This window comes from Streptomyces sp. ST2-7A (assembly GCF_021390475.1).
Classification (GTDB): Bacteria; Actinomycetota; Actinomycetes; order Streptomycetales; family Streptomycetaceae; genus Streptomyces.
This window is the reverse complement of record NZ_JAJUWS010000049.1, coordinates 1-23,604: the sequence shown is the minus strand read 5'-3', so window position 1 is coordinate 23,604 and position 23,604 is coordinate 1. Positions and strand designations below refer to the sequence as shown.

The window sequence follows — 23,604 nt, the reverse complement described above, 5'->3', positions numbered from 1 at the left end:
CACAACGACCGCGCACTGCCCGCCCGCGGTGTTGCCACACGATCAGGTGAACCGCCGTACGAAACCGGCCTGTCGGTGTTCACGCGCGAGGTAACTGTGCAGGTACAGCACAGGTGGCGGCTACGCGGGGCCGATCTGTGTGCAGGATGGAGGGCCACATGGTGTGGGGCCGGAGTCTGGCACACGTGTCGGTGCGGCTGGCCGGCCACGAGTCGAACTGCTCGCTGCTGTGGCGTGTGGCAGCGGCCCAAGGGGTGGATATCGCCTTCCTGCTGGACGAGTTGGGCGAGGGAGAACCGGGGCAACAGGCGGTGCAGCCGCATCTGGCCGAGGTCTTCTTGAGTGCTCCGGCCGCCGAGCGGCTCGCGGCGATGCTGAATGTGGAACTGCCGAGGCTGCAATGGGCGCTGCCTCATCTGCGCGCGAACCACCTGTTACCCGGCCAGCAGGCCAGGTGGGAATGGCCGTGGTATCCGATGGAGCACTATCTGATCCCGGCCTGCAGCCGGTGTGCGGCCCTGCGCGGCGGCGGGTGGGGGCCGATCTGGCTGGTCTGGCCCGAATCCTGGAAGATCTGCGACCGGCATGGCCAGTTCACCCACGTCCGTCAGTCCGGCTCCGGCGTGGAGCTGGCCCCGCTGGCGCAGGTGGCGCGGGCGCACCGGCAGCACCAGCGGTTCGAACGTCGGCACGGCCCCATCGGGGCGTACCTGGTTGCGGACGCGTTCGCGATCACCGGCTGGTGGTGGCGCACGAAGGTCGTGAAATGCTGGGCACGGCGAGCACACCGCGCCGGGCTGCCGGAGGGCGACCTAGAGTCGGCCTGGCTGTGGATGTACCCGGAGGCCGTCGCGGTGGCACGTGCGCTGCTGGACTACGAGCGGCAGCGCGCGATGCGACCCGGCGGGCCGTGGACAGCGGCCGAGGCGCAACTGCTGGAGCGCCTGGCGCAGCTGACCGCTGCGCTCGAGCTGCCGTCCGGGACGTGGCAGATCCCGGTGACACAGTGGCTGCACCAACATCACCGATGCAGGCCGCCGATGGCCGGGCCGGGCCGGCCGGTGACCTCACTCATCCACGCCGACGACGAACAGCAGCAGTCCCTGGTCGAGCGGTGCTGTCTGCCCTGGGACTGGAACGACCCGTCCGTGCCCGTGTGAGGCGGCGCGGCAGCGCCTGTTTGCCGCCCGCGGACCACAACTGCTCAGGTTTCGGGCTGGCGTTCACTAGGCCCTTCATCCGGGTGATCGGGTGCTGCGGTGGCTGCGGACGCCACCCTGCTCGGCGGATCATGGAACGGGTCTGTCTGAGGCGGGCCTGCCTGGCAGCGAGCGGATGGAGGGGCGCGCGTGCCGGATGCTCCCCTTGACCAGCAGGTGATCACCGTCTGCTATCTCGACCGGTTCGGGCGTCAGCGTGAACTGCCGGTGGAGCAGGTCGCTCAGGTGCCGTTCGAGCAACTGGCACCCCTGCAGATGCCGGTGCCGTATCCGGGCCGGCGGTCCTTCGTCACCAAGGCCTGGGCCTCGGCCACCGGCCAGTCGCTGGCGTGCGGTTCGCTGCGCCAGCAGCGCTGCGCAATGCTGCTGGACCGGAATCTGGAGGTAGCCGCGCGCAGCGCCGGGCCGATGGAGCTGCACTGGACGCGGGACGGCTGCGTACAGAGTCTGCAGCCGGACTTCGTCGCCTTGCGGGCGGGACGGCGGGAGGTCATCTGCGTGGCTCCTGAGGAGCTCACCAACGCCTGGCACGCCGGGCAGGAACTGCTGGCCCGGGCCGCCGCCGTGACCGACTGGCGGGTGCACGTCATGCGGCCGCCGGACGGTGTGGAGCTGGACAACCTGAAGCTGCTGTACGCCGCCCGCAGCCCACAGCAGCTCTCCCCGGACGATGCCGAGGCGCTGGCCCGGCACTTCACCTCGGCGCGCACCATCCGCTCCGGAGTGCGCGCGGCTGGGCTGCCCACATTCGCGGGCATCGACCTGGCCTATCACCTGATCTGGAAACGGCGGCTGCACACCGACATGACCAGACTCCTGACGCCGTCGTCGACGGCATGGCTCGGGGAGGACGGATGACCGCACCGCACGACGCGGCACCGCCCGTCCCGGTATCAGACGGCGCCGACACCCTGGCCCTCGGCGACACCATCACCTTCAGCCGAGCGCACTGGCTGGTGACCGCCTTTCACGGTCCGCGGGTCTTCCTCACCGCAGTCGGGGACACCACGGCCGAGCCTTTGATCATCCTCCAGCCGGTGCTGACGTCCGCGAAGGACTTCGCGGTCCTGAGCCGTGAGGCTCCCCGCACGGTGGTCGCCCACCGCGGGCACGAGCTGAAGGCCCTGCCCGCCGCGCTGCGCCGCGAGGTCACCCGGTGGGAGCGCATCGTGAAGGAGGTGCTGCACCAGCAGGCCCCGAACGTGCCGGCGACCAGCCGGCCCAAACCCGCCTTCGACCCGGAACTGCATCCCCTCAAACAGCGCTACCGAACCAAGGCCGACCAGTTGACCGCAGCCGGCTGGCCGACCTCACCCGCCACCGTCGAGCGCAAGTGCCTCGTCTGGCGCAAGGAGGGCCTGCTGGGGCTGATCGACCGGCGTGGCCAGCGCGCCGCCTCCGCGCACGGACGTGTCGACCAGCGGGTGATCGACCTGGTGTGGGAGACCCTGGACGGCGAACGCGAAGCGGGGCTGTCGCCGGGCACCCTGTCGCGGCTGATCGGCCGCGTGCAGCAGACGGTTCGGGTCCGCTATGCACGTGAACTCGCCGACGCCGATGCGGCCACCCTGTCTGCGCTGCTGCCCAGCCAGGCTACGTATTACCGGCTGCTGCAGCGTCTGGGGATCACCGCACACAATGCGCATGTGGTCGCGGCCCGGCGTGCGGCCGGCCCGCCGCTGTCGGTGACCCGGCCCGGCAGCCGACGGGCGACCACGGCACGGTGGCCCGGGGAACTGGTGCAGATCGACACCACCGGACTGGATGTCCTGGCCATTGGTGACGACGGGCAGGTCATCTCGGTGGAACTGACGATCGCGATCGATGTAGCCACCCGCAGCATCGTCGGTGCGCTGATCGTGCCCAAGCGGTTTCGCCGCACTGCCGGTGCGGGCCGGTGGCTGGGCGGGCGGGCCACCCGCAGCTTCGACACAGTGCAGGTCGTGGCGCAGAGCACCGCGCCGCTGCCGGTACGGCCGGGGTGGGCCCCGGAAACCTTTATGGACGGCTCGGATCTTCCCTTCGCGGAACTGCTGGCCGCCGATGAGCGGTTCGCCGGTGCGGCCGCCCGGCCGGTCATCAAACCCGAGACACTCGTCGTCGACCACGGCTCCCCGTTCGTCTCCGCAGACTTCACCCGCTCCTGCAACTCCCTGGGCATCGAGGTGCGCGAGGCCCGGCTGCGCACCCCCGTCGACAAGGCGATCGTCGAACGCGCCATGCTGGCGATCAAGACCGGCTTCAGCCAGCACCTGGCCTCCTACACCCACCACCGTCTGGACCTGCGCGGCAAACACGTCCGCAAGCAGCCGCTGTGGACGATCGCCCGGCTGCAGGAACTGTTCGACCAATGGGTGGCGCTGCACTGGCAGCAGACCCCGCACGGCGCGCTGCGCAGCCCGTTCACCCCGGGACTGAAGCTCACCCCGAACCAGATGTACGCGGCGCTGATCTCGCTGCGCGGCTATCGGGCCACGGCGCTGACCGAGGGCGAGAACCGCAAGCTGCTACCGACCGTGTGGGTGCGCATCAACCGCAAGGGCTTCCAGATCAACAACCGCACCTACAACCTGGACAAGGGGACCCTGGATCCCTTCCGCGGCTCGTCCGGGCTCGCGGCCTTCCAGGGACGCTGGGAGGTGCACTACTCCCCCAACCAGCCCGAGGTCGCCTGGCTGTTCGACCATCGGGCCGACCCAGACGGCGACCCGTGGGTGGAGGTGCCCTTCATCCACCGGCGCCTCCTACGCGACCGATGGACCGAAGAGAGTTGGGAGCAAGGGCTGCAGGTCCATCTCGCCGCCGGCGGCCGCCGCCACGACGAGGCCGCCATCGCCCGGGCCACGCAGCGTCTGCTGTCCACAGCCACCGACGGGCCCGGGCCCGATGACATGCCCGCTGTCTCCGCCCGTTCCCTGCCCGCGCCCCGCCTCCGGCCGGTGGCGCCCAAAGAGCCCTATGCCGCCGGGATGCCGCCGCTGGATCCACAATCGGTACGGCCTTTCCGCCGCCTCGACCGCCCCGCTGCACAACTGTTCACCGCCGGCGAGTCCGCCCAGGACAGCGCACAGAGCGTCGATGCCTTCCTCGCCTCACTGCCCGAACTCAATCCGCCCGCCGACGGTGAGAACGGCCCAAGTGGCCAGCAAGGACAGGATCGTTGAAAGCACCGGTACGTGATCCGCAGTCCCCGCCCGCTCCCCCAGCCCCGCCGGCCCCCGACCTCGCCGGTCCGCCGACCACCCTGCTGGGGTGGCGCACCCGCCTGCGGCAACCGCCCTTCCAGCCCCCGCCCCTGGTTCCACTGCCGCCGCAAGACCCCTCCTGCGCCGACAGCGAGGAGGCACGGGAGAACGATCCCCGCGTCCGCTACCACGCCGACCTCGGCCTGATCGAAACCACTGACATCGAGCGCGGACTGCACCTGGCACGGCGGATGCTCCGGCGAAACGGCGAGCGCCGCCAGATCGGCCCGCACGTCGCCATCGACAGCGACTACCGCGGCACCGGCAAACGCACCCTGCTGCACCACATCGGCATGGGCCACCAAGGCCGCCGCGAGAAACTGCACGGCATCGACGACACCCGCATCCCGGTCGTCTGCATCAACGCCCCACCCACCCCGGGCACCCCGGCCGACTGGTCCGCCGCCCTGGCCACGTTCCTGGGCTGGGACCTCTACCGCGCAGACACCGACAGCCGGCCCGTGCAGCGCATGAAGGACTTCACCGGGCCCGCCGTGCACGTGATGCGCACCCACCACGTGGAGGTATGCCTGGTCGACGGCGTCGACCGGCTGCGCACCGAGGACCTGCAGCCCACCTTCGACTTCTTCGACTACCTCGCAGACGAACTGAGCCTGACCATCTTCTGGAGCGGCATTGGCTCCAGCGACATCCTCCGCGAAGCCCGCACCACCCGCATCCCCGCCCTGCGCCGGACCAGCGACGCCACCCCGCTGCGCCAGCGGCCCGTACCCACCTTGTGGGTCAACCGGCTGCCGCCCCGCTGCCCCGAACACCCCGACGAATGGCCCCGAGCCCTCGCCAGCTTCGACGGAAGACTCCAGCTGTGCCACCACCGGCCCGGCAGCCTCCTGGAACTCGACGAAGAACTCTACGAGATCACCGACGGGCTCATGGAGAACCTCACCCCGCTGCTCAGCATGGCCGCGCAGATCGCCATCCTCGATGGCACCGAAGCGGTCACACCCGAGGTCCTGCACGATGCCGCCCGCTACCTCGACCTGCCGGGCAAGGATGACACCAACGGCGCATGGTGACGCACAGCGCGCGGGCGTGGGGCTCCTGGTCCCCTCCCAGGGCCGCGAGGTATCAACTCCCCGGGGCCCAGGCGCAGTGCCCGTTCTGCTGATCGGCGGTCGTCTCAGGCGACCCCGAAAACGGCTGGGAATAGAGCCTTCTGCCGAAAAGCACAGACCATGCCGAGGCCTGGGTGGGCGGACCTGGTGACGGGCCCAAGCCTGCGCGGTGAGTTCACTGTTATCGCGGGTGCGTACGGCCGGGTTGAGGGCTGCGGGCGGCGATGGCGGGTTCGTCGTGCGGTGACGCGGGTGCCGGCCGGCACGGAGGCCGGAAGCGCCATGGCCGGGGAGGCGGGTCTTCTCACCTCGGCCCGTCCACGGGGCTGATGGTGAGTTCCACGGGGGCGACACGCCGGCCGTGGCAGGTCCAGGCGGCCCCCGTCCAACGGCCTTGCCGGGGAGCGAAGACCACTGCGATGACGCTGTGGAAGCCCAGCTCGGGATCGTCCAAGAGATCTCGGTAGGTGGCCGTGTCGCGCGCGCTGGGGACCGGACGCCCGGTGGGGTGGGTATGCCATTCGCCGACCCAAACGCTGCTGTCGGCCGCAAAGGCCGCGTCGGCGAGCGCCTGAGCGTACGCGAGATCGCGCAGGAAGTACGTGGGGGTGCGTACGGCGGCGGGTCCGGGAGTTCCGGCGTGGTGGACCGTGACGGTGTCACGGGTGTGGTGTCCGAGCAGGATTCCTCCGGTCTCGGTGGTGTGGTCGGCCGTGCGCAGTTCGGTGGTGATCACGCGGGCGGCCGGGGCAGTGAGGTGCACGACGGCCACGGGCTGTTGGGTCATGGCTCTTCGCAGGTGGGGCAGCCGGGTCTGGGTGGGGTAGCGGGAAGCCAGCGCAGTTCGGTGGTGCGGTGGAGGTCGAAGGGCGGGGCCCAGTCGGGTTGGCGGCGCAGTCCGAGCAGGGCGTGCTCTCCGGGCAGGCGCTGGTCGGGGTGTCCGGCGCGTTCGAGGAGAGTGGCGACGGCGCTCTTCGCCGCGAGGTGGGCGACGAGGTGGAGGTCAGGTCCGACAGCGGTCATCGGCCGGTGCCGCGTGCCGGTGCCGTATCCGGCGTCCAGAGCGGGCTCGGGGTCGACGCTGCCGGCTTCGGCGAGGGTTTGCCGCCGACAGGTCAGGCAGCCGTGCTGGGGCCAGGGGCGCAGTCGGAGGATCTCGCCGAGGGCTCCGTCCTGCAGGACGCAGGCGAGGACGGCGGTGAGGCCCGCTCGGCGGGCCAGGTGGCCGGTGACGCGGCGTGCGGCCACGCCGTCGGCCGCGCACACGACGAGGTCGGTGTCTGTGAGGAGGGCTCGGATCCGGTCGGCGTGCTCGATGACGTCCAGGGCCAGGGGCGCCACGCGCGTGTCGGGGCGCAGCTGGGTGAGTTCCTCGGACAGCGCGGTGACCTTGGTGCGGCCGATGTGTTTGCGGGAGCTGGTGTGTCGGACGAGATTGTGCCATTGGAGGCGCTCGGGATCGACGAGGGTGAGGTGGCCGACGCCGTAGCCGGCCAGCGCGTGCGCGGTGGCCGAGCCGATACTCCCCGCTCCGATCAACATGACGCGGGTGCTACGGAGTTCTTCGACGGGCCAGTGGCCCTCGAGCTGCAGAACCCCGGTGACTTCGGGCTCGACCGACACCTCAAGCGGCTGGATGCCCGCACGGGTGACGTGCCAGGCGAGGAGGTCGGGCAAACCGCTTTCGGGAAACGCGTCCTTCCCGCCGGGGGCGTGGGTGATGGCCACATAGCCGCCGTCGCCCGGCGTCTTGAAACCGCTGGGTACGGCGTCCTTGAACGCATCGAGCTTCAAGGACGTGCCGCGCCGTACTCGCAGGAGGTACCAGAGCGCGTGCAGTTCGCCGGTGGCCCGGTACCAGTAGCCGGTGGGAAGGGAGTCGCAGCCCGCCAGCAGCCGGTTTCCGGGTGCGGGATCCACCGAGATGATGGATCCGTCCGCTCCGTCGGAGATGCCGCTCACGACGGCAAGGTCGTCGGGCCGGCTGATGCGCAACGACAGCCGGCCCGATGGGCCCGCGGTGCGGAGTCTGGTCGCGGCGCCCTGTGGGATGAGGATCAGCACGCGGGACCGTCCTGCCCGGCGGTGTCCGGCTCACCGTGCCCGGTGGTGTCCGCGGGTGTCGGGGGCTGGGCCAGGAAGTGGTCGAGGCGACTGTCGGTGACGATTCCGCTGCCGGTCATCTCCTCGATCGTCTGGTGCTTCATCAGCGCGTACTCGATCCGCCAGCCGGCGGCCTTCAGCAGCAGGTCGCCAACGGACTCGCGGCCCGTCCATACGTCGTCGCGCAGGAGGCACAGGCTGGAGTCGCCGTTGACATGCCAGCGGTGCTGGGTCCACTCGAACGGTTCGGGCAGCGGGTCCAGAGGGAAGATCCGGGGGGCCACCATGGGGTAGGCCTGGCCGTATTCCAGGCGCAGCCGGAGGCCGCGCTCGCCGATCCAGTCGGCGAGGTGGGCGGGCTCGGGCCGGTCGAACGGCCAGCGGGGCAGCATGCCCTCCCATCCTCCCGCTCCCTCGTCGCTGAAGACGAGGTGGGGAAAGTGGGCGGGGATCTCCTCCTGGTCTCGTCGCAGTCGGCGTGGTTCGCACTCCCACCAGGTGATGGAAGTGCGGGTGCTGCGAGCAGGTGCGGTCGTCATCCCTGGGGTGCGTCCTTGATAGGGCGGGGAGTGATGAGCGCGGGCGCGCCGATCAGCGAGGTGGTCTTGGAGGCAGGGGCGGGCGCCGGGAAGTCCTCGCCGAAGATCTCCTGCCACAGTCGCAACGCCTCGTCGATGTCGCCTTCGGCCGCCGCCGCGCAGGCCTGGTCCGCCAGGTCCGCGGCATTGGCGAACGCAGCCGACAGGCCCTGGCGGTCCAGGTCGGGCTGGACCTCGCCGCACAGACCGGCCGGGTCCCACACGCCCTCGTTGACCCGGGTCGCGGCGGCGGTGAAGAACGTCTTCAACCCCTGGGAGCGGTTGCCGGACATGGGTAGGCACTGCAGGGCGAGGACCTCCATGACGAGGGACTTGACGCGTCCCTCGACCGGTGCGTCGAGCCGCCACTGCTTGAGCAGCCTGACCAGCGGCCGGAAGTATGACCAGGAACGCTGGTGTTCGGCGACCAGTTCGATCAGGTATTCGGGGTTGGCCGGCACCCACCTGGCGCTGAGCTTCTCGGGTATGAGCAGCGAGTTGTCGGGCTGCCGCAGCGCGGTCATCACGTCGACAGTGAAGGCCTCCGGGTCGTCGGGGTCGTCGAGGAAGCACTTGACAGCGTGGTTGCGCAGCAGGGTGTGTCGGACCACGGTGGCGTGGGTGCCTTTGTTCTGGCTCAGCAGCCGGTTGACCTGGGAGCGGATGTGCTCGAGGGCCTCCTCCGCGCTCGGCCCGCTGCTCCCCCACTCAGGGTGCTCGTCCGGGTCGTAGACGACCACGATGTCGACGTCGTGGATGGGCTTGAGCTGCGTGCTGCGGCTCAAGGAGCCCGATCCGAACGTCTCGAGGACGTCGGGCTCTTTCAGCAGCGCCTCCTTGAACAGGTCCCGGCGCCCGCGGGCCAGCCTCGTTTTCTCAATGTCCTCGTCGACGGTCTTCTGCAGCGCGTCGAATGCCTCGTCGATCCTCATGCGGTGTGCCTCCTCGGGCTCGCCGTTCAGCCCGGTGCACGCCCCGGACGCGGCACCTCTGTGGTGCGCGGCCGAAAAAGGACGTTCGATGGCTGCTCGTTGCCACGGTACGGGCCCCCACTGACAACGCCCTTCGGATCAAACCGCATTGATCTTCAGGGTGAGGTGCTGTCCCGTGCCTGTCGCCGATCCGGCTGCCGGGGGCAGCGCGTCGGGGCGGTCAGGAATCTGCCCCGGCAGGCATGGAACGCTCGCCCCGCAGAGCAGGATCGCACGCAGTGCGCTCCCAGAAGAGCGCATTCCGACCGAAGAGTTGGGGGGTTGGGCATGAGATGGCTCGGGCACTTGAGGCGGCTTGCACTGTCCCGGGAAGGCGGCGGCACGATGGTGATGGCAGCAAGCACGGCCGTCGCGCTTGGTGTCGTGCCGAACATCCTGGAGCAGTTGACCAGCCGGCCGTGGGTGTTCGCCGTGGTCTTCGCCGGTGCGCTGGCCTTGGTCGTCGTGGGATGGGGACTGCAGCGCCCGCGCGGCTTCGGCGTGGTGATCAGCCTGTATCCGGCACGCCACACGCGGGCCTCGCGGGTCGTGGCCTTCAAGGCATGCCTCCCGCCAAGCGCACAGCACGACGCTGGTCGTCGACCGCGCGGTCCTGTGGCCAGGCGAGCCCTCCGCCCCACACCGATCGGACGTCGTCGACTTCGTCGCCCGGCTCGTCGACGCCCAGATCGAGGAACTCCGGGCAGCGGGAGCAGCGGATCCCGAGGTCGTGCTCTACGTGCTCGCCCACCTGCACGACGGATTCCTTCTGGGGCGACGCCTGACCGACGAAACGCAGTCCGGAGTCAGCCTCGGCAGTGCGCTGCGCGCCGAACTCGGCCTCCGCCAGCACGGCCGGCTCTGCCACCACCTGGCATCTGCCGCCTCCGGTCCTCCGCAGCTCGTGGAGATCCCACGAGTTCCCGGACAGAACGCCACCGGGTCGCGCTGATCGTCCGTCTGGCATCGGCCGCTTCCATGGTCGACGACGCCCGCCACGTGGCAACGACCGGTCAGGTCGCCCACGGGCCGGGACACCAACACGGCTACCACCTCCCGCCCGAGGGCACCACCGGTGCGAACAGCCCGTGCGGCGCCTACCTCGTCATCGACACCGGCAACGCCTACCTGCCCGACGACTCCGCGCTCCATGCCGCCGTCACCACCCACATATGGGAGTGCTGGCAGACGTCACGCCGGCAGTGGACAGCGCAACTCGGCGACGCCACCCCGGTGGAGGAGCTGCTGTTCTTCCATGGCCCGCTGCCGTTCGCTGTCGCGTTGGGCTGGCTGACGGCCCGTGACCGCCTCACCCCGGTCCCCCACGACCTGCACGAGGCGCGCTGAACAACGGCTTCACCCGGGCAGCGTGATGGTGGAGAGGCGGCGGGTTTTACGCGTCGACGACGAACGCCTTTTCATACACCTGCTGCGCGTTGACGTCCTCGTACACGGTGGTGGGGCGCAGGCGGTTCCACCGGTTACCCAGCAGCAGAGCCAAGCCCATCGGGCCAGCCTGGAAGAGGTGGATCGCAGGATGCGCGCGGCAGGCACGACGCAGCAGATCCCGGATGCCGACGGCAAGGGCGCTGGCCGTCGCCGCATCCGGGACGGAGTTGTCCTTGGCGCCACCGGGCGGGCGCAGCACCAGCAGCCGGGAGACGGGTACACGCTGCTCCCGCAGGAAGTCCAGCACATCCTCGGTGGGGTCGATGGCGACCGCGATGGCCACGGCGAGCTCCGGCCCTAGACCGAGAGCGTGCTCGTCGACCTCCGGGGCCAGCACAGCGTCGTACCCGGCAGCGGACGACCACACCTGTCCGCGCTGGGCCACGGCCAAGTCGACTCCAGTCACCATGCGGAAAGCCGCGCCGACCACGAACGCGGGCGCCAGACGCAGACTGCCGGTGACGGCGATGGAGGTCGTGCCCGGCGGCATCCGAAACGGTGCCGCTTCGATGTCCGCCTGCAACTGCGCCCAGGTCGCCGGGGCAAGCGGACGCCGCTTCACGTAGGGCGAGGCGCCTCCGAAGCGGTCCGCCCAGTCCACCGTGTAGTCGGCGTCCTCCGCCATCGGGTCCGGTTTCAAAGTGGCGACGGAAAGCACCGCCCGTGACGTGCCGGCCTCCAGACGCAGAGACCGGATCGCCTCCCTGACGTCCGCCAGGGACAGCCGGCGCTGCCCATCGGCGACTCGGCGGGCCACCCAGTCCGCGCCGGCGTGCATGGCCTCCTCATCGAACCGCAGCCCGGCAGCGAACATCAGCATCTGCAAGTGCTCATGCAGGTGCATCACGTCCCGTGCCAGGTCGAAGCGCAGCACCTTCAACAGATCCAGCAGCCTGTCCTCGCTCAGCCCGATACCGGCGGCCCAACGGCTGCGCGCCTGCCCCTTCTTCGATCGCGGTCCCTGCTGCGCCGCCTTCGGTGCGAGCAACTGGGTGCGGGAATCCCTCAGTGAGATCAGCGGATCCCCGGCATCCGGGGACCGGTTGCTCAACAGGGCAAGATCGACCGGAGTGCCGTCCCCGGCGAGTTGCTGCCAGGCCTGCGCCACCTTGCGCAGGATCGACGGGCCGCCCTGGTCGCTTGGCTTGAGCAAGTACTCCTCGTTGACGGGTGAGGAACTGTCTGCGGCGTACTTGACCTGCATGTAGGTGTGCGGCGGCTCCTCGCGGTACAAGACGACGTCATCCACGTTTCCCACGCCGTCCACCTCAACACCGACCGCCACCACCGGGTTCGGCACGCGCAGCGCCGCGTCACGCACCGCCGTGACACAACCCTGCCACGCGATCAGCCACTGGTACCGGTCACCGGCGATACGAACACCCGTCGAACTCGGGGCAGGCAAGTCAGGCACGAAACACGATCTCCCACTCGAGCGGCCGCCATACCGCAGCCAACGAGCAGATCATCACCCGCGAACCCTCCCCGCGCCCAGCCCATCAACGCTGGAAGCCCGTCGGGCTGAACGACGGCGTTCTCGGGCCCGCCCGACGCTGACCAGCTTGCAAAGATCAAGGGCGCAGAGCGGGCATCTGCGCTCCCCCAGCCACTGCTCTATACGCGTCGGGAACACTTGATGCCCAGTCCATGACAGACGCCCACCGGCAAGGGTTCGTCAGCCGAAGGCATGCAGACACCCCTGGCCGCTACCGGAATTCTCAATACATCTGCGGGATTCTCATCAAGCCTGCGGTACTGCAGCTCAAGGTCCTGATCCGCACGGAGAAAGCATAGCGAGGCATCTCTCAGCCATCTGCATCCTCGCAGGTCAGAGCGATCTCTCTACCGCAAGAGAAATGAGAACTCACAACGGAGATGGTCTGGTAGGGCACCATGGTCGCGAGAGGGGAGGAGGAGGGGAATACGAAGAGGAAGAGTACGAGCGCCCCTGTGGCCGCGATCAGGCCAATGAAACGGCCGGGTGTGAGTTCTCCTGCCAGATGCCCCACTGCGGCGGCAAAGATGATTCCTGTCATCCCGAACACCGGGTATTCGAACCATGGGGTGCCGGGGATCCCGGCTCGCCAGGTAACCGCCCAGAGGATGAGGACGGGCACGGTGTATGCGGAGAGGAGCCAGAAGAGATCCGCTGCAAGGCGGGCCAGTGCGGCGTGATGGAGCGGGCGCGAGAAGACGGGCGAGGAACCACCGACACGGGGGGCACGTGCGGCCCTGTCCGCGCACAGTGCCATGGCGGCGACCATGAAGGGCAGACATGCGCTTGTCGTGGCCACTGAGGTGCGGGGCCAGGAGTCCGGCGTGAATGCGCCCGCCGGAAAGAGGAGAAGGCAGGCGACACCGATCAGCGGGAGGGACCACCAACGCAGAGGGCTGCGTCGCCACTCAATAAGGAACCCTTTCATTCGTGTGCCCCCGAAGAGGTGAAAAGGTCCGTGTCCTGCCCCAGTACCACTGAATACCCCTTTTCCAGCGGGGTGTCCCCCGGGGCGTCATCATGGGCCAGGTCCGTCAACTCTTCCGGGGTGCCGTCGAAGACGACGGTGCCCCCGTGCAGCACACCGATACGCGGTGCGCTGTGTGCGAGGTCTTCGACAATGTGGGTGGAGAGCACCACACAGGCGGTTTCACCCAGTTCCCGCAGCATGGCCCGGAACCGGATCCGCTGCCGGGGGTCGAGTCCGGTGGTGGGCTCGTCCAGCAGGATCACGGCGGGAGAACCCAGCGTGGCCTGCGCGATTCCGACTCGGCGCACCATACCTCCCGAAAGCTTGCGCATCGGTGTGCGCAGCTGGTCAAGGAGGTCCACGCGGGCGAGAGCCCGAGTGGTCTCCTCGGGGATTCGGCCGAGTGGGATCTCTCTCAGCCATGCACAGTGGCGTACGAAGTCCTCGACTGTGAAAGCGGGAGGGTAGCCGAAGCTCTGGGGCAGGTAACCGATGCGTTGCCGTGCGGCCCGCAGGTCGCGCCGCGAGCTGACCTCGCCCGAGAACAGCCTCAGGGTGCCCTGTTGCGGAGCAGTGGCTGTCGCCAGCACCCGCAGCAGAGTGCTTTTCCCCGTCCCGTTGGGCCCCAGCAAGCCGTACACACCGTGTCCCAGTGAGAGGCTGACGCCGCGAAGCACGGGTTTACCCCGATAGCCCTGATGGAGATCGCTCAGTTCAATCGTGTTCATATGGGACCCTTGATGTCGTGCGGGTGCGGGGCGCAACTCCACTGCGCCCCGCACTCGCACGTTACTTGTGATGCTCCGTCAGCCCAACTCGACGACAACCTGCCGGATACTGAAAGTGCAGTCGGGGACGTGAACACGGGTGGTGCCACCGTTCTGGTTGACCCACGACGTGTACTTGTCCGACTCGCCCACGCAGTCGGCCTTGGCGCGCCAACGGCCGGAGCCGGTGCACTCTGCCCACCCACCCGTGCTGCCCGCACTGGTCACGCAGCTCAGTGCCTGGGCGGAGACCTCGGCGGAAGCAGGTGCGGCGGTCACGCCGATGAGAGGCAAGCTGAGCTTGACGTTTAACCTCGCCTGTCACCCGACCTGCTGATCTGCGGTTCTTCTGGGGACAGCGGAGGCGGCCGTTCTCCACGCTTCGAGATGTCGAGTCACCAAGCATGAGAGAACGGCCGCTGCGTATGAGTCTCCCGGTCCACGCGCCCACAAGTGAGGCGTTCGATGTCTTGTCCCGCTTTCGTGTCGAGTTCTACGAGTGCCTTTACGCCCGCGCGGACGCGCTCTTCGAGCTCACGGATGCGGTGCTGTGTGCGGACGGGCCGGTGAAGACACTGGTCGAGCTGTCGCTGGCGGTCGAGCATCGGCGCGGGCACGGCGCCCTGTACGCGGCGTTGGACCGGGGCTGGGCCGAGCCGGCGCGGTTGCGGCGCACGCTGGCGGGCCTGCCGCTGCCGAAGGCGGTCGACGGGCGCATCGTGCTGGCGGTGGACGTCAGCAACTGGCTCCGTCCCGACTCCCCGACCAGCGAGAACCGGCTCTTCTGCCACGTCTACGGACGCGGTGACCGCAGCAGGGACCAGTTCGTGCCCGGCTGGCCGTACTCCTTCGTCGCCGCTCTGGAGACCGGCCGCACCTCCTGGGTCGCGCTGCTGGACGCTGTACGCCTGGGCCCGGCGGACGACGCAACCGCCGTCACCGCCGCCCAACTACGCGACATCGCCGAGCGGTTGATCCAGACCCAGCAGTGGCAGGAGGGGGATCCCGAGATCTGGATCGTCATGGACTCCGGATACGACATCGCCTACCTCACCCACGCCCTGGCGGACCTGCCCGTCGTCTTGGTCGGACGCCTGCGCTCGGACCGTGTCATGCTCCGCGACCCAGGCCCCGCCCGCTGCGGGCCGAAGGGCGGACGGCCGCGCCGACACGGGGGCGTCCTGACCTTCGCCAAGCCCGACAGCTGGCACACCCCCGAGGTCATCACGGTCACGGATACCACCCGCTACGGCAAAGCCGAGGCGATGGCCTGGGACCGGATGCACCCCCGGCTCACCCACCGCGGCCCCTGGCTGGAGCACACGAAGGAAGAACTCCCCATCCTGCACGGCACGTTGATCCGTCTGACGGTCGAGCGCCTGCCGGGCAACCGCGACCCGAAACCGGTCTGGCTGTGGTGCACGGCAACCGCCGCCACACCGGCCGACGTGGAACGCTGGTGGCAGTCCTTCCTCCGCCGATTCGATCTTGAACACACCTTCAGGTTCATGAAACAGACCCTCGGCTGGACAGCCCCGAAGATCCGCCACGCGGACACCGCCGACCTGTGGACCTGGCTCATCATCGCCGCCCACACCCAGCTCCGCCTGGCCCGTCCTCTCGCCGAGGACCTCCGCCGCCCCTGGGAACGGCCAACCGAACCCCGCCGCCTCACCCCCACCCGGGTACGACGGGGGTTTCGCAACATCCGGCCGACCACAGCCCGTCCGGCAGCCGCACCAAAACCCTCACGCCCAGGCCCCGGACGGCCCGCAGGCTCGAAGAACAAGCACCGCGCCAGACAGCACGACGTCGGCAAGACGGTCAAACGCGCCGAGTCGATCAAGGAGCACCGAGCCCGCCGAGGTTAAAGGTCAAGCTGAGAAGCCGTTTCCTTTCCGAATCTGTTGTGCGAGTTTCTGCAGGTCAGACGTGATGTCCGTGCTGTCGAGGCAGGCTTGGGCCGTCTTGTTCGTACTGGGTGACGTGGAGGTGGCGGATGGCGTCGATGCGGGCGGTGCTCGAGAGTCGTGAGAAGGCCGCTTTGGTGCGGGTCGAGGAACTGCGGGCCGAGTTCGAGCGGGTGCGGGTGGCGCTCGCGGAGGCGGAAGAGGTGCTGAATCACCGGGTGATCGGCCTGGAACAGTATCTCGAGGCGCTGGCCGAGCAGGGGGCGCCCGTCGTGACGGAGGCCGCGGGGCCGGCTGTCGCCGAGGTGCCGGTGCCGACGGCGGAGCCACGCAGGACGGTGGCCCGTCGTGAGGACGGGGTGTCGGTGGAGGTCCTCGGCCCGGACTATCAGCGAATCATGTCCGCCTTCGAGGGGGCGGACGGTGGAAGCCTGTCGGCGAGGCGGGTGGCGGTGGTGCTGGGATGGGACAGTTCGGTTCCGGCCCGGGTCGAGGGCGCGCGCGGCAGGATGAAGCGGCTGGTGGAACGGGGATGGCTGATGTAGGAGAGGCCGGGCCGGTTCACGCTGCCCGTGCGAGGTCCGGCTGTGGCCGCGTAGCCGTGCGGCGGGCAAGTCGGCGGCTCATGACCATGGTCATGGACCAAAGGATCATGGTTTCGCTGCTGTCCGGTCGCCTCTCGTAGTCGCGGGCCAGGCGGCGGCTGCGCATCAGCCAGGCGAACGTGCGCTCGACGACCCACCTTCGCGGGAGGACGGTGAAGCCGCTGGTGTCGTCGCTGCGTTTGACCACTTCCAGGGTCAGGCCCAGCTTCTGGGCGGCCCAGTCGACGAGGTGGCCGGTGTAGCCGCCGTCGGCCCAGACCAGCCGCAGCTTCCGGAAAGCCTCCCGCAGGGTGGGAAGCATTCCGCGGGCGGCCTCCCGCTCGGTCGTGGCGGCGGAGGTGACCAGCACCATCAGGACCAGGCCGAGGCAGTCCACGACCAGGTGCCGCTTGCGGCCGTTGACCTTCTTCCCGCCGTCGAAGCCGCGTGAGCCGGCGCCGACGACGGCGTCCGCTTTCACCGACTGCGAGTCCATGATTCCCGCGGTCGGCTCGGCATTCCGGCCCTCCAAGCGGCGGACGCGGTCGCGGAGCCGGTCGTGGAACTCCCTGACCAGCGCGTTGTCGCGGTAGCGGCGGAAGAACGCGTAGACGCGGTCCCAAGGCGGGAAGTCCGCAGGCATGGCCCGCCACTTGATGCCGTTGTCGACCAGGTAGCGGATCGCATCAACCATCTGCCGGTGGCAGTAGCTCTCCGGCCGGCCACCCCGGCCGTCCATCCACGCCGGCACCGGCAGCGCCAGCCGTACCACTGCCCACTCTTCGTCCGTCATGTCCGAGGTGTAGCGGGGTCGGCGGTCCGGATGATCAGCCGCGCTCCCGAACCTGTGGGCGAGGCAGTCACACTCCTGGGTGGACGAGCTGGACCCCGCAGGGCAGATCACGTACAACTGCGACACAGGGCCTCCTGCCGCTCGGGACTCAACAACCGCGAGCTACTCAGGAGGCCCCTTCTTCATGCACACACGGCCGCCAACTCACCCGATCCACGACCCTGTTCGATCAGAGCGACCACGTGACCGGAAAGACAACTACCTCTGACAGTCCCCGTGTGAGGCGGCCGACATTGTTGGCGTGAGGAGAAGCTAGTCCCTGTCGGCGCCGCGGCCTTGGGTTTGGGTGCCACCCTCTTTGCGCTGCGTGCCGGCCGTGTTGTGCTGCACGAAACGGCGGTACTCGCTCGGGGGCATGCCGTAGGCGGTGTGGAAGGCACGGGTGAAGTCCGCCGGGTGGAAGAACCCGCACCGAGCGGCGACGGCGCGGATGCCGAGGTGGTTCAGGCGGGGGTCGGCCAGGTCCCGTCGGGAGCGTTGCAGTCGCTGTTGACGGATGAATGCCGCGACAGAGGTGCCGTGCCGGCTGAAAAGTCGGTGAAGGGTGCGCAGGGATATGTGATGGGCCGCTGCGATGGTGACCGGGTCGAGATCCGGGGCGTTCAGGTGTTCGTGGATGAAGGAAGTGATGCGCAGGAACAGGAGATGTTGGCGGGAGTCCGGGGGCAGGTCCTGTTCGCGGTCGAGGTGGTGTGCCACGGCTCCGGCAATCAGGTCGAGCCCGGTGACCCCCAGCCGGGCTCTGTCCCGGGGCGTGCATGCGTGGCTGTCCTCGTCGAGGCTCATCAGGAACCGGGAAAGCATCCGCCCCATTCCCTTCCTTCCGGGCAGGGGCAGGGCGAGGAGAGCGGCGACCCGGTGCTCGGGCAGTGGGAGCAGGCGTCGGGGGAACTGCAGGACCAGCGATGTCGATGGTTCCGCGCCGGGGGCGACAGTCGCCTCGAAGGGGCGTGAGCTGTCGTAGAGCACCATGTCTCCGGGGTCGATGACGGCCAACCGTCTTTCCTGTTCGATGCCCTGCCGTCCGGAGCGGACGACGGCGATCTGGTACAGCTCCGGATCCGACTTCCTGATCAGTGCCTGCGTCCGCCAGGAGACCAACCCCGTGTAGGTCATCGACGAGAGCTGGGCCGGTCCCAGGGCAGTGGCTTTCAGCCGGGCCGTGAAGGGCTCGTCCTCGGGAAACTTGTTGTGGGTGGTGACCAGTGCCCGGGACAGGGTTTCCTGCCAGGCGTCGGTGCGTTCCTCGATCGGTAACTCGGTGCTGTCAAAAACGGTTTCCATGCATCCCCCCGTGACGATGGAGCGCCTACAGCGCGCCCTGGAGAGAATGGTGCCAAAAGGGATCGGACAGTGACAGGATTTTCCGGCCGATCAGCGTGACCGCCCTCGCTGCGGTCCACACCCGGCCCTCCACCCGGCCTGCTCCGGATTCCGAGACCAGCGGGTGGGACGACGTCGGCGTGGGTGTGCACACTCCGCGCGGGCAGCTGCGCGTCAGGCCGTTGATGCCCGCGCCGGCGGAGCCACCGGTGCCGCCGTTGTCGAGCGCGGCGGGGCCGGGTTGGTATCGGCTGCGTATCTGTGTCTGTGTCCGGGGCCGGGACACCACTCATGATCAAGTCGCCCACGACACCGAGCACCACCTGCTGACCATCTGGCCCGCACCTGTCGCCCCTGCCAGGGTGTGGAAAGCGACCGACCGCTGCGGCGTCGGGCTCCGCTCCCTCGCCACACCGACGCCCCCGCCCTCGCCTCCCGCGGCCCCACCGAAAGCGAACTGCGCCGCCGCGAAACCGAATCGGAGAACCTCCGCCGCGTCATCGCGCGTCGCCACCGGTCGCCTGACGGCCCCGCCGCCCCGCACTGAACCACAGCCTGGCACCGAGCAGCCGCAGCATATCCACGGCATGAGGGCCCCTCCTCGGCATGAGGGCCCCTCGGCCGCCCCGAAGGGCGGCCGCCGGCGACGCTGACCCCGTGGTTGCGATCCTCGGCCGCTCCGAAAGGCGTTCGCCGCCCGGGTCGGGCGATTATCACGCCGTGATAATCCCGATCCCGGTCCCACCCGGGTCGGGGGGTCACCCTTCGGAGCACCTCGGTGAGGTGCCACGAAGACCGGAGAGGGTGAGGCCGGGCCATGTCGGGAAACGTCTCCTGCTCCGCAGCCCGGCCCACCTCGAGGGCTGCGTTGCGATCCGCGAGCGTCCCGAAGAAGGGCAGGACGTCCACGGTGGTTTGGCCTACGACCGGGTGTGGTTCGGTGGGGCCGCGGCGGCGTAGCGGGCGAGGTGGTCGGTGGCCTTGGCCAGGAGGCGCAGACGGTCGGCGGGGGGTTGGTCCGTGGTGGGGTTCAGTTGGGTGGTGGCGTGCTCGATGGTGCTGTGGGCCCGGGCGCGTGCGTGGTCGTCGACCAGGTGGGTGGCGTAGCGGCGGGCGGGTTCGAGGAGCGCGGTCAGGTGGGCGCGCAGGCGGGCTTTGAGGGCGTCGACGGCCGGTCCGGTGGATCGGGTGTTGGCCAGGGCGAGTGCGAGTTCGACGTCGCGGCGGACTTCCGCGGGGTGCGGCAGGGGGGTGCTCACGGCCGGACTCGCCGGGTGTTGCTGGGCCGGTCGTGGTTCTCGGCGGGAGCCAGGGCGTGGGGAATGGTGGTCCATTCCCGGCCGCCGCGTGGGGCGCGCAGCCAGGCGGTGTGGTGCTCCTCGATGGCTATGAGGGTGCCGTTGCGGCCGGTGAGGGTGTCGTGGACCGGTGTGCCGGGTTCGGGGCTCCAGACGGTGAGGATGGATGCGGCGTGGCGGTCGGCCCACCATTCCAGGTCCGCGTGGGCCTCGGGTGTGGTGGCGAGCATGGCTCGGTTGTGGGTGACGATGCCCCGGGCGTGGCCGGTGGTGATCAGGTGGCGGGCCTGTCGCAGACGGGGGCGGGAGGGGCGAGTGGTGGAGTCGGTGAGTTCGGCGACCACGTGCCGGCGCTGGTGGGCGGCGATTTCGCGGCAGGCGGACAACCATGGTGCGGGGTCGCGATCGGGTGGGGTGGCGAGGTAGAGGACCACCGGCATCCCGGGGGCTGCGTCCCGGGTACGGGGTGGGGTGCTGCGCTGCAGAACGGAGCGCAGGGTACGGGGGTGGGTGAAGCGGTCGGTGGCGGTCGGGGGGATGAGCCAGTACGGGCCCGGAGGCGCGGTGCGCGCCATGGGAGGCGGGGCGACCCGGTGGATCGGCCATCCCGGCACGGCTGCGGTGGGGGTTGCCCGGGTGGTGGGCGGCAGCAGGAAGTACAGCGCCCGGTGGGCGGGGTCGACGTAGACCGGGCCGGGGCGGGCCAGGCGTTTGAGGAGCAGCAGTCCGTCGTGGCGGGGCAGGCGGATCGCCGGGTGTACTGGCGACTCCGGCACGGTCACGGGGTTGGGCATGGGGGTCTCCTCCCGGTGGGGCGCGGGTGCGGTGACCGTAGTGCGGGAGGTGGGTGGGGACCCGAACTGGCGGCTCGGGTGCACCATCGGTCCGCCGGGCCGGGACGGCAGCGGTCGGCGGAGGAAGCCGCTGATGCCGGTGTTCTCGGTGCCCCGGCGGCCCGGGGTCCGTCTGGTCATCGGACCGAGGTGCCGCCCCGGACGGTCCTCCCCCTGGGCCCGGGCCGGCGGGTCAGATGCCCAGACGGTCGGCCAGATCGGTGACCTGTCGCCCGTCCGCCGCAGGGCCACCCCGTCGTCGCCGTGTACGGACCCGCCCTGGCCGCCACCGCCGACGTGGTCCTGCTCGCCGGGCCGGCGAGCCTTCTCACGACCTCCGGCGCCGACGGCCTGATCGCCCACCTCAGCGGCCCCGGCGACGCCTTCCTCACCACCACGGCCCCCGCCCTGCGCCGCACCGCCGGCCCGCAGACACCCGGCACCCTGCGCACCCGTCTGGGCCTGCCCCACCCCGCCAGCCGCTACGCCACCCCGGTCAGGCACGCCGCCCGCCCGCTCCGGGGGGCGGGCGGCGGAACAACGAACGAGGAAAGGGGCACCGTTGACAACTCATCCCCCCTCCCATACATTGTATGGTGACCCTGTTGTCGTCGATCGGAGTAGGACGTTGCTCGTCTGAGGTCTTGAAGACACCGCTGCGATCCGCATGAAACGCCGCTTCATCGGCTATGCGTCAGTCCGTGTGTGACCTCGACATGAGCGAGACGTCCCTCCCCAGGGTCCTCCCCCTCAAGTCCGGCAGAGCCCCCTCCACGGGTAGCGATACCCCCGTTCTCCTGCCGTCGCCACGCCCCGGTGTCTCGAATGCGTTGCCCCACCACGTTCGAACGAGCAACCGCGAGGCCCCCCATGTCTGTGTACCCCGGCTTTCCGACCTCTGCCGCTTCCATCACCTGCACCGCCCTCCACTACACCCGGCCCGAGGGCACACCCGTCTTCGAGGACCTCCAGGTCGCCTTCGGACCGGGCAGGACCGGCCTGATCGGGCTCAACGGATCAGGGAAATCGACCCTGCTCAAGCTGATCGCCGGACAGCTCACCCCGGCCTCCGGCACCGTGCGCACGGCGGGCTCGCTCGGCTACCCGCCGCAGAACGTCACGTTCGACACCCAGCTGCGTGTCGACGAAGCCCTCGGCATCGCCGCCACCCGCACCGCCCTGCACGCCATCGAGGCAGGGGAGACCACAGAGGAGAACTTCACCGTCGTCGGCGACGACTGGGACGTCGAAGAACGCGCGATCGCCCTGCTCAGCAGCCTCGGCCTCGGCAGTATCGGCCTCGACCGCACCATCGGCGAGGTCTCCGGCGGCGAACGCTTCCGCGCCACCCTCGCCGCCCTCATGCTCGCCGAGCCCGCCCCCCGGCTCCTGACGCTCGACGAGCCCACGAACAACCTCGACATGGCGAGCGTGCGCCAGCTGACGAGCGCCCTCGAGTCGTACGAAGGCGCACTGATCGTGGCAAGCCACGACGTGCCGTTCCTCGAGTCGATCGGCATCACCCGCCGGCTCATGCTCGACGGCGAGCTGCGCGACACAATGCCGGAGGAGGTGCGCGATGAACCAGTGACCGGCTGAAACCCCTCCCCGGGCGGTGCCTCACCGCCCGTCAACCGCAGTCCCATCCCGCGACACGCCGACCTCGCAATGGTCGACCCCAGGAGGCAGACATGACCGACATCCCGAAGAACAACGCGACCGACGACGACGCCAAGCGCAAGTTCCAGGAGGCACTCGCCCGCAAAAACCTCGACACCGCGTCCCGCACCGCGCACGGCAACGTCCCGGCCCGCACCAAGGGCGGCTCCAACCCCGCCGGAGGAAAGCGGAATTTCCGCCGCAAGACGGGCTGAGCGCCACACGTCGACCAGGGATGTGTCCTCCCCGTCCGGGGAGGGCACATCTCTTCCCCACGCGACCCCTGCGCGGACACACGCCCCGCACGTCCACCGCTGACCGGGGGTGCGTCAATTCAACGACCCGTAGTCGGTGGTGACGCTGGGTGGCCATCCCTGATCATGATCTTGTGATGGATGTCGACTTCTTTGTGGGGACGGTGCCTCCCGGGCTGTCGGCGCTGGTCGTCGAGGATGTGGTGGACGGCGGTGGCGCGGTGGTGGTCACGGCTCGCACCCGGGATGTGATGGCGCCATGTCCGGTGTGCGGGGCTCCGACGGCGAAGGTGTACGGCTATCACCGCCGGACGGTGTGGGATGTACCGGTCGGCGGCCGCCCGATCGTCGTCGCACTGCGCGTACGGCGGCTGGTCTGTCCGGCCCTTATCTGTCGGCTGCAGACCTTCCGAGAGCAGATTCCCGGACTGCCGGAGAGTCATCAGCGCCGTACGGTGCGGCTTGCCTGGCAGATATCCCGGGTAGCACGGGAGTTATGCGGCCACCCGCCTCTCCGGCCTGCCGGCCGTGCCCGTTTCCCCCGTACCGCACTGCGCCATCTGCGGCGTCAGCCGCTGGGCGTCATCGATAAACAGCACACCGGGAGGCCCGAAGCTACGACAGATCGGACGCCACACCGGCCACCGCACGCCACACCGGCACCCGGCCGGGCAGAAGATGCGACGCCTGTTCGCCGGCGAGCGTCTCCCCCGGGCCCGTGTCCCCGTACACGCGGCACATCCCGCGGGCCACGACCGTATTGCCCCACCGCTTCCACGACAGCGGCCACCTGCCGGGACGACACCAGCCGGGCCCCCGGCACGTACAACCGCATACCACCGCCCCGCGCACCCACATCCCGCGGCACCACCCTCCGGGACAGGCCCGTCGGCGGGGGGTGCCTCTATGTCTTTCGTCAAGGCATTGCTGTCGGGTTTGGGGTGGTTCGGGGCTGTTGGGGTTATGCAGCGAGTTCGATGTTCTTCGGTGTCCGGGATTCGTAGAGGGTGCCGTCG

At 69.5% G+C, this 23,604-nt stretch carries 23 protein-coding genes and 1 pseudogene; 11 read left to right on the top strand and 13 right to left on the bottom strand.

Annotated features, from left to right (window positions below):
- Positions 1-185 precede the first annotated feature (185 nt).
- The 4 genes from LZF96_RS23125 to LZF96_RS23110 all read left to right on the top strand — a co-directional run bounded on the left by LZF96_RS23125 (position 186) and on the right by LZF96_RS23110 (position 5,502).
- A complete protein-coding gene (locus tag LZF96_RS23125; RefSeq protein ID WP_233876188.1) occupies positions 186-1,160 on the top strand; it encodes a hypothetical protein in 975 nt (324 codons plus the stop codon).
- Positions 1,161-1,349: 189 nt separating this feature from the next.
- Positions 1,350-2,078, top strand: a complete 729-nt coding sequence (locus LZF96_RS23120; RefSeq protein ID WP_233876186.1) for a hypothetical protein — start codon at positions 1,350-1,352, stop codon at positions 2,076-2,078.
- Positions 2,075-4,384 carry an integrase gene (locus LZF96_RS23115; protein ID WP_233876184.1) on the top strand — a complete coding sequence of 770 codons (2,310 nt, stop codon included), beginning with the start codon at positions 2,075-2,077 and terminating at the stop codon, positions 4,382-4,384. The genes LZF96_RS23120 and LZF96_RS23115 overlap by 4 nt, the downstream gene beginning before the upstream one ends.
- Positions 4,381-5,502, top strand: a complete 1,122-nt coding sequence (locus tag LZF96_RS23110) for a hypothetical protein (RefSeq protein ID WP_233876182.1) — start codon at positions 4,381-4,383, stop codon at positions 5,500-5,502. Before LZF96_RS23115 ends, LZF96_RS23110 begins: the two co-directional genes overlap by 4 nt.
- Positions 5,503-5,845: 343 nt before the next feature.
- Here LZF96_RS23110 and LZF96_RS23105 read toward each other — a convergent pair whose 3' ends face one another.
- The 5 genes from LZF96_RS23105 to LZF96_RS23085 form a co-directional block, all read right to left on the bottom strand.
- Positions 5,846-6,328, bottom strand: coding sequence for a Mov34/MPN/PAD-1 family protein (locus LZF96_RS23105; protein ID WP_233876180.1), 483 nt, complete (start codon positions 6,326-6,328; stop codon positions 5,846-5,848).
- Complete coding sequence (locus LZF96_RS23100) at positions 6,325-7,605, bottom strand: ThiF family adenylyltransferase (RefSeq protein WP_233876177.1); 1,281 nt, start codon at positions 7,603-7,605, stop codon at positions 6,325-6,327. Before LZF96_RS23100 ends, LZF96_RS23105 begins: the two co-directional genes overlap by 4 nt.
- Positions 7,599-8,183: a hypothetical protein gene (locus tag LZF96_RS23095; protein ID WP_233876175.1), complete on the bottom strand. Its 585-nt coding sequence runs from the start codon at positions 8,181-8,183 to the stop codon at positions 7,599-7,601. The genes LZF96_RS23100 and LZF96_RS23095 overlap by 7 nt, the downstream gene beginning before the upstream one ends.
- Positions 8,180-9,154, bottom strand: a complete 975-nt coding sequence (locus tag LZF96_RS23090) for a hypothetical protein (RefSeq protein WP_233876172.1) — start codon at positions 9,152-9,154, stop codon at positions 8,180-8,182. The genes LZF96_RS23095 and LZF96_RS23090 overlap by 4 nt, the downstream gene beginning before the upstream one ends.
- Positions 9,155-9,749: 595 nt before the next feature.
- Complete coding sequence (locus LZF96_RS23085; RefSeq protein WP_233876170.1) at positions 9,750-10,064, bottom strand: hypothetical protein; 315 nt, start codon at positions 10,062-10,064, stop codon at positions 9,750-9,752.
- A 128-nt stretch (positions 10,065-10,192) separates the two neighbouring features.
- Here LZF96_RS23085 and LZF96_RS23080 point away from each other — a divergent pair, with 128 nt between their 5' ends.
- The gene (locus LZF96_RS23080) at positions 10,193-10,540 is read left to right on the top strand and encodes a hypothetical protein (protein ID WP_233876167.1); all 348 of its coding nucleotides are present in this window, start codon (positions 10,193-10,195) and stop codon (positions 10,538-10,540) included.
- A 46-nt stretch (positions 10,541-10,586) separates the two neighbouring features.
- Here LZF96_RS23080 and LZF96_RS23075 read toward each other — a convergent pair whose 3' ends face one another.
- The 4 genes from LZF96_RS23075 to LZF96_RS23060 form a co-directional block, all read right to left on the bottom strand.
- Positions 10,587-12,056, bottom strand: a complete 1,470-nt coding sequence (locus LZF96_RS23075; RefSeq protein ID WP_233876165.1) for an SAVED domain-containing protein — start codon at positions 12,054-12,056, stop codon at positions 10,587-10,589.
- Positions 12,057-12,447: 391 nt separating this feature from the next.
- Positions 12,448-12,906: a hypothetical protein gene (locus LZF96_RS23070; RefSeq protein WP_233876163.1), complete on the bottom strand. Its 459-nt coding sequence runs from the start codon at positions 12,904-12,906 to the stop codon at positions 12,448-12,450.
- Between the two features lie 155 nt (positions 12,907-13,061).
- A complete protein-coding gene (locus LZF96_RS23065) occupies positions 13,062-13,835 on the bottom strand; it encodes an ATP-binding cassette domain-containing protein (RefSeq protein ID WP_267941270.1) in 774 nt (257 codons plus the stop codon).
- A 78-nt stretch (positions 13,836-13,913) separates the two neighbouring features.
- Positions 13,914-14,168 (bottom strand): hypothetical protein, encoded by a 255-nt coding sequence (locus LZF96_RS23060; protein ID WP_233876160.1) that lies wholly within the window; start codon positions 14,166-14,168, stop codon positions 13,914-13,916.
- Positions 14,169-14,299: 131 nt separating this feature from the next.
- On the opposite strand from LZF96_RS23060, the gene LZF96_RS23055 reads away from it, so the two are divergent.
- Together LZF96_RS23055 and LZF96_RS23050 are read left to right on the top strand one after the other, a co-directional pair.
- Positions 14,300-15,745, top strand: a complete 1,446-nt coding sequence (locus tag LZF96_RS23055; protein ID WP_233876158.1) for an NF041680 family putative transposase — start codon at positions 14,300-14,302, stop codon at positions 15,743-15,745.
- Positions 15,746-15,873: 128 nt separating this feature from the next.
- Complete coding sequence (locus LZF96_RS23050) at positions 15,874-16,329, top strand: hypothetical protein (protein ID WP_308294270.1); 456 nt, start codon at positions 15,874-15,876, stop codon at positions 16,327-16,329.
- Positions 16,330-16,345: 16 nt separating this feature from the next.
- Here the strand turns inward: LZF96_RS23050 and LZF96_RS23045 are convergent, their stop codons facing one another.
- The 4 genes from LZF96_RS23045 to LZF96_RS23030 all read right to left on the bottom strand — a co-directional run bounded on the left by LZF96_RS23045 (position 16,346) and on the right by LZF96_RS23030 (position 20,636).
- Positions 16,346-17,161 carry an IS5 family transposase gene (locus LZF96_RS23045; RefSeq protein ID WP_233876156.1) on the bottom strand — a complete coding sequence of 272 codons (816 nt, stop codon included), beginning with the start codon at positions 17,159-17,161 and terminating at the stop codon, positions 16,346-16,348.
- A 312-nt stretch (positions 17,162-17,473) separates the two neighbouring features.
- Positions 17,474-18,505: a helix-turn-helix domain-containing protein gene (locus LZF96_RS23040; protein ID WP_233876154.1), complete on the bottom strand. Its 1,032-nt coding sequence runs from the start codon at positions 18,503-18,505 to the stop codon at positions 17,474-17,476.
- 959 nt (positions 18,506-19,464) lie between these two features.
- A complete protein-coding gene (locus tag LZF96_RS23035) occupies positions 19,465-19,803 on the bottom strand; it encodes a DUF6415 family natural product biosynthesis protein (RefSeq protein ID WP_233876151.1) in 339 nt (112 codons plus the stop codon).
- A complete protein-coding gene (locus LZF96_RS23030) occupies positions 19,800-20,636 on the bottom strand; it encodes a hypothetical protein (RefSeq protein ID WP_233876150.1) in 837 nt (278 codons plus the stop codon). Before LZF96_RS23030 ends, LZF96_RS23035 begins: the two co-directional genes overlap by 4 nt.
- A gap of 303 nt (positions 20,637-20,939) precedes the next feature.
- On the opposite strand from LZF96_RS23030, the gene LZF96_RS23025 reads away from it, so the two are divergent.
- The 4 genes and pseudogenes from LZF96_RS23025 (at position 20,940) to LZF96_RS23010 (ending at position 23,592) form a co-directional block, all read left to right on the top strand.
- Complete coding sequence (locus tag LZF96_RS23025; protein WP_233876148.1) at positions 20,940-21,275, top strand: hypothetical protein; 336 nt, start codon at positions 20,940-20,942, stop codon at positions 21,273-21,275.
- Positions 21,276-21,545: 270 nt separating this feature from the next.
- A pseudogene (locus LZF96_RS23020) lies at positions 21,546-22,190 on the top strand (ATP-binding cassette domain-containing protein); the annotation flags it as partial.
- Positions 22,191-22,366: 176 nt separating this feature from the next.
- Complete coding sequence (locus LZF96_RS23015) at positions 22,367-22,549, top strand: DUF5302 domain-containing protein (RefSeq protein ID WP_233876146.1); 183 nt, start codon at positions 22,367-22,369, stop codon at positions 22,547-22,549.
- A gap of 176 nt (positions 22,550-22,725) precedes the next feature.
- Positions 22,726-23,592 (top strand): transposase family protein, encoded by an 867-nt coding sequence (locus tag LZF96_RS23010; protein ID WP_308294269.1) that lies wholly within the window; start codon positions 22,726-22,728, stop codon positions 23,590-23,592.
- Positions 23,593-23,604: the final 12 nt, after the last annotated feature.

Bases quoted from the DNA above. Each gene is read 5' to 3' on its own strand.
- LZF96_RS23115 (WP_233876184.1), top strand. From the start codon at position 2,075: ATGACCGCACCGCACGACGCGGCACCGCCCGTCCCGGTATCAGACGGC.
- LZF96_RS23070 (WP_233876163.1), bottom strand. From the start codon at position 12,906: ATGGTCGCCGCCATGGCACTGTGCGCGGACAGGGCCGCACGTGCCCCC.
- LZF96_RS23040 (WP_233876154.1), bottom strand. From the start codon at position 18,505: ATGGAAACCGTTTTTGACAGCACCGAGTTACCGATCGAGGAACGCACC.
- LZF96_RS23030 (WP_233876150.1), bottom strand. From the start codon at position 20,636: ATGCCCAACCCCGTGACCGTGCCGGAGTCGCCAGTACACCCGGCGATC.
- LZF96_RS23095 (WP_233876175.1), bottom strand. From the start codon at position 8,183: ATGACGACCGCACCTGCTCGCAGCACCCGCACTTCCATCACCTGGTGG.
- LZF96_RS23050 (WP_308294270.1), top strand. From the start codon at position 15,874: ATGGCGTCGATGCGGGCGGTGCTCGAGAGTCGTGAGAAGGCCGCTTTG.
- LZF96_RS23055 (WP_233876158.1), top strand. From the start codon at position 14,300: ATGAGTCTCCCGGTCCACGCGCCCACAAGTGAGGCGTTCGATGTCTTG.
- LZF96_RS23090 (WP_233876172.1), bottom strand. From the start codon at position 9,154: ATGAGGATCGACGAGGCATTCGACGCGCTGCAGAAGACCGTCGACGAG.
- LZF96_RS23045 (WP_233876156.1), bottom strand. From the start codon at position 17,161: ATGACGGACGAAGAGTGGGCAGTGGTACGGCTGGCGCTGCCGGTGCCG.
- LZF96_RS23105 (WP_233876180.1), bottom strand. From the start codon at position 6,328: ATGACCCAACAGCCCGTGGCCGTCGTGCACCTCACTGCCCCGGCCGCC.
- LZF96_RS23015 (WP_233876146.1), top strand. From the start codon at position 22,367: ATGACCGACATCCCGAAGAACAACGCGACCGACGACGACGCCAAGCGC.
- LZF96_RS23010 (WP_308294269.1), top strand. From the start codon at position 22,726: ATGGATGTCGACTTCTTTGTGGGGACGGTGCCTCCCGGGCTGTCGGCG.
- LZF96_RS23065 (WP_267941270.1), bottom strand. From the start codon at position 13,835: ATGAACACGATTGAACTGAGCGATCTCCATCAGGGCTATCGGGGTAAA.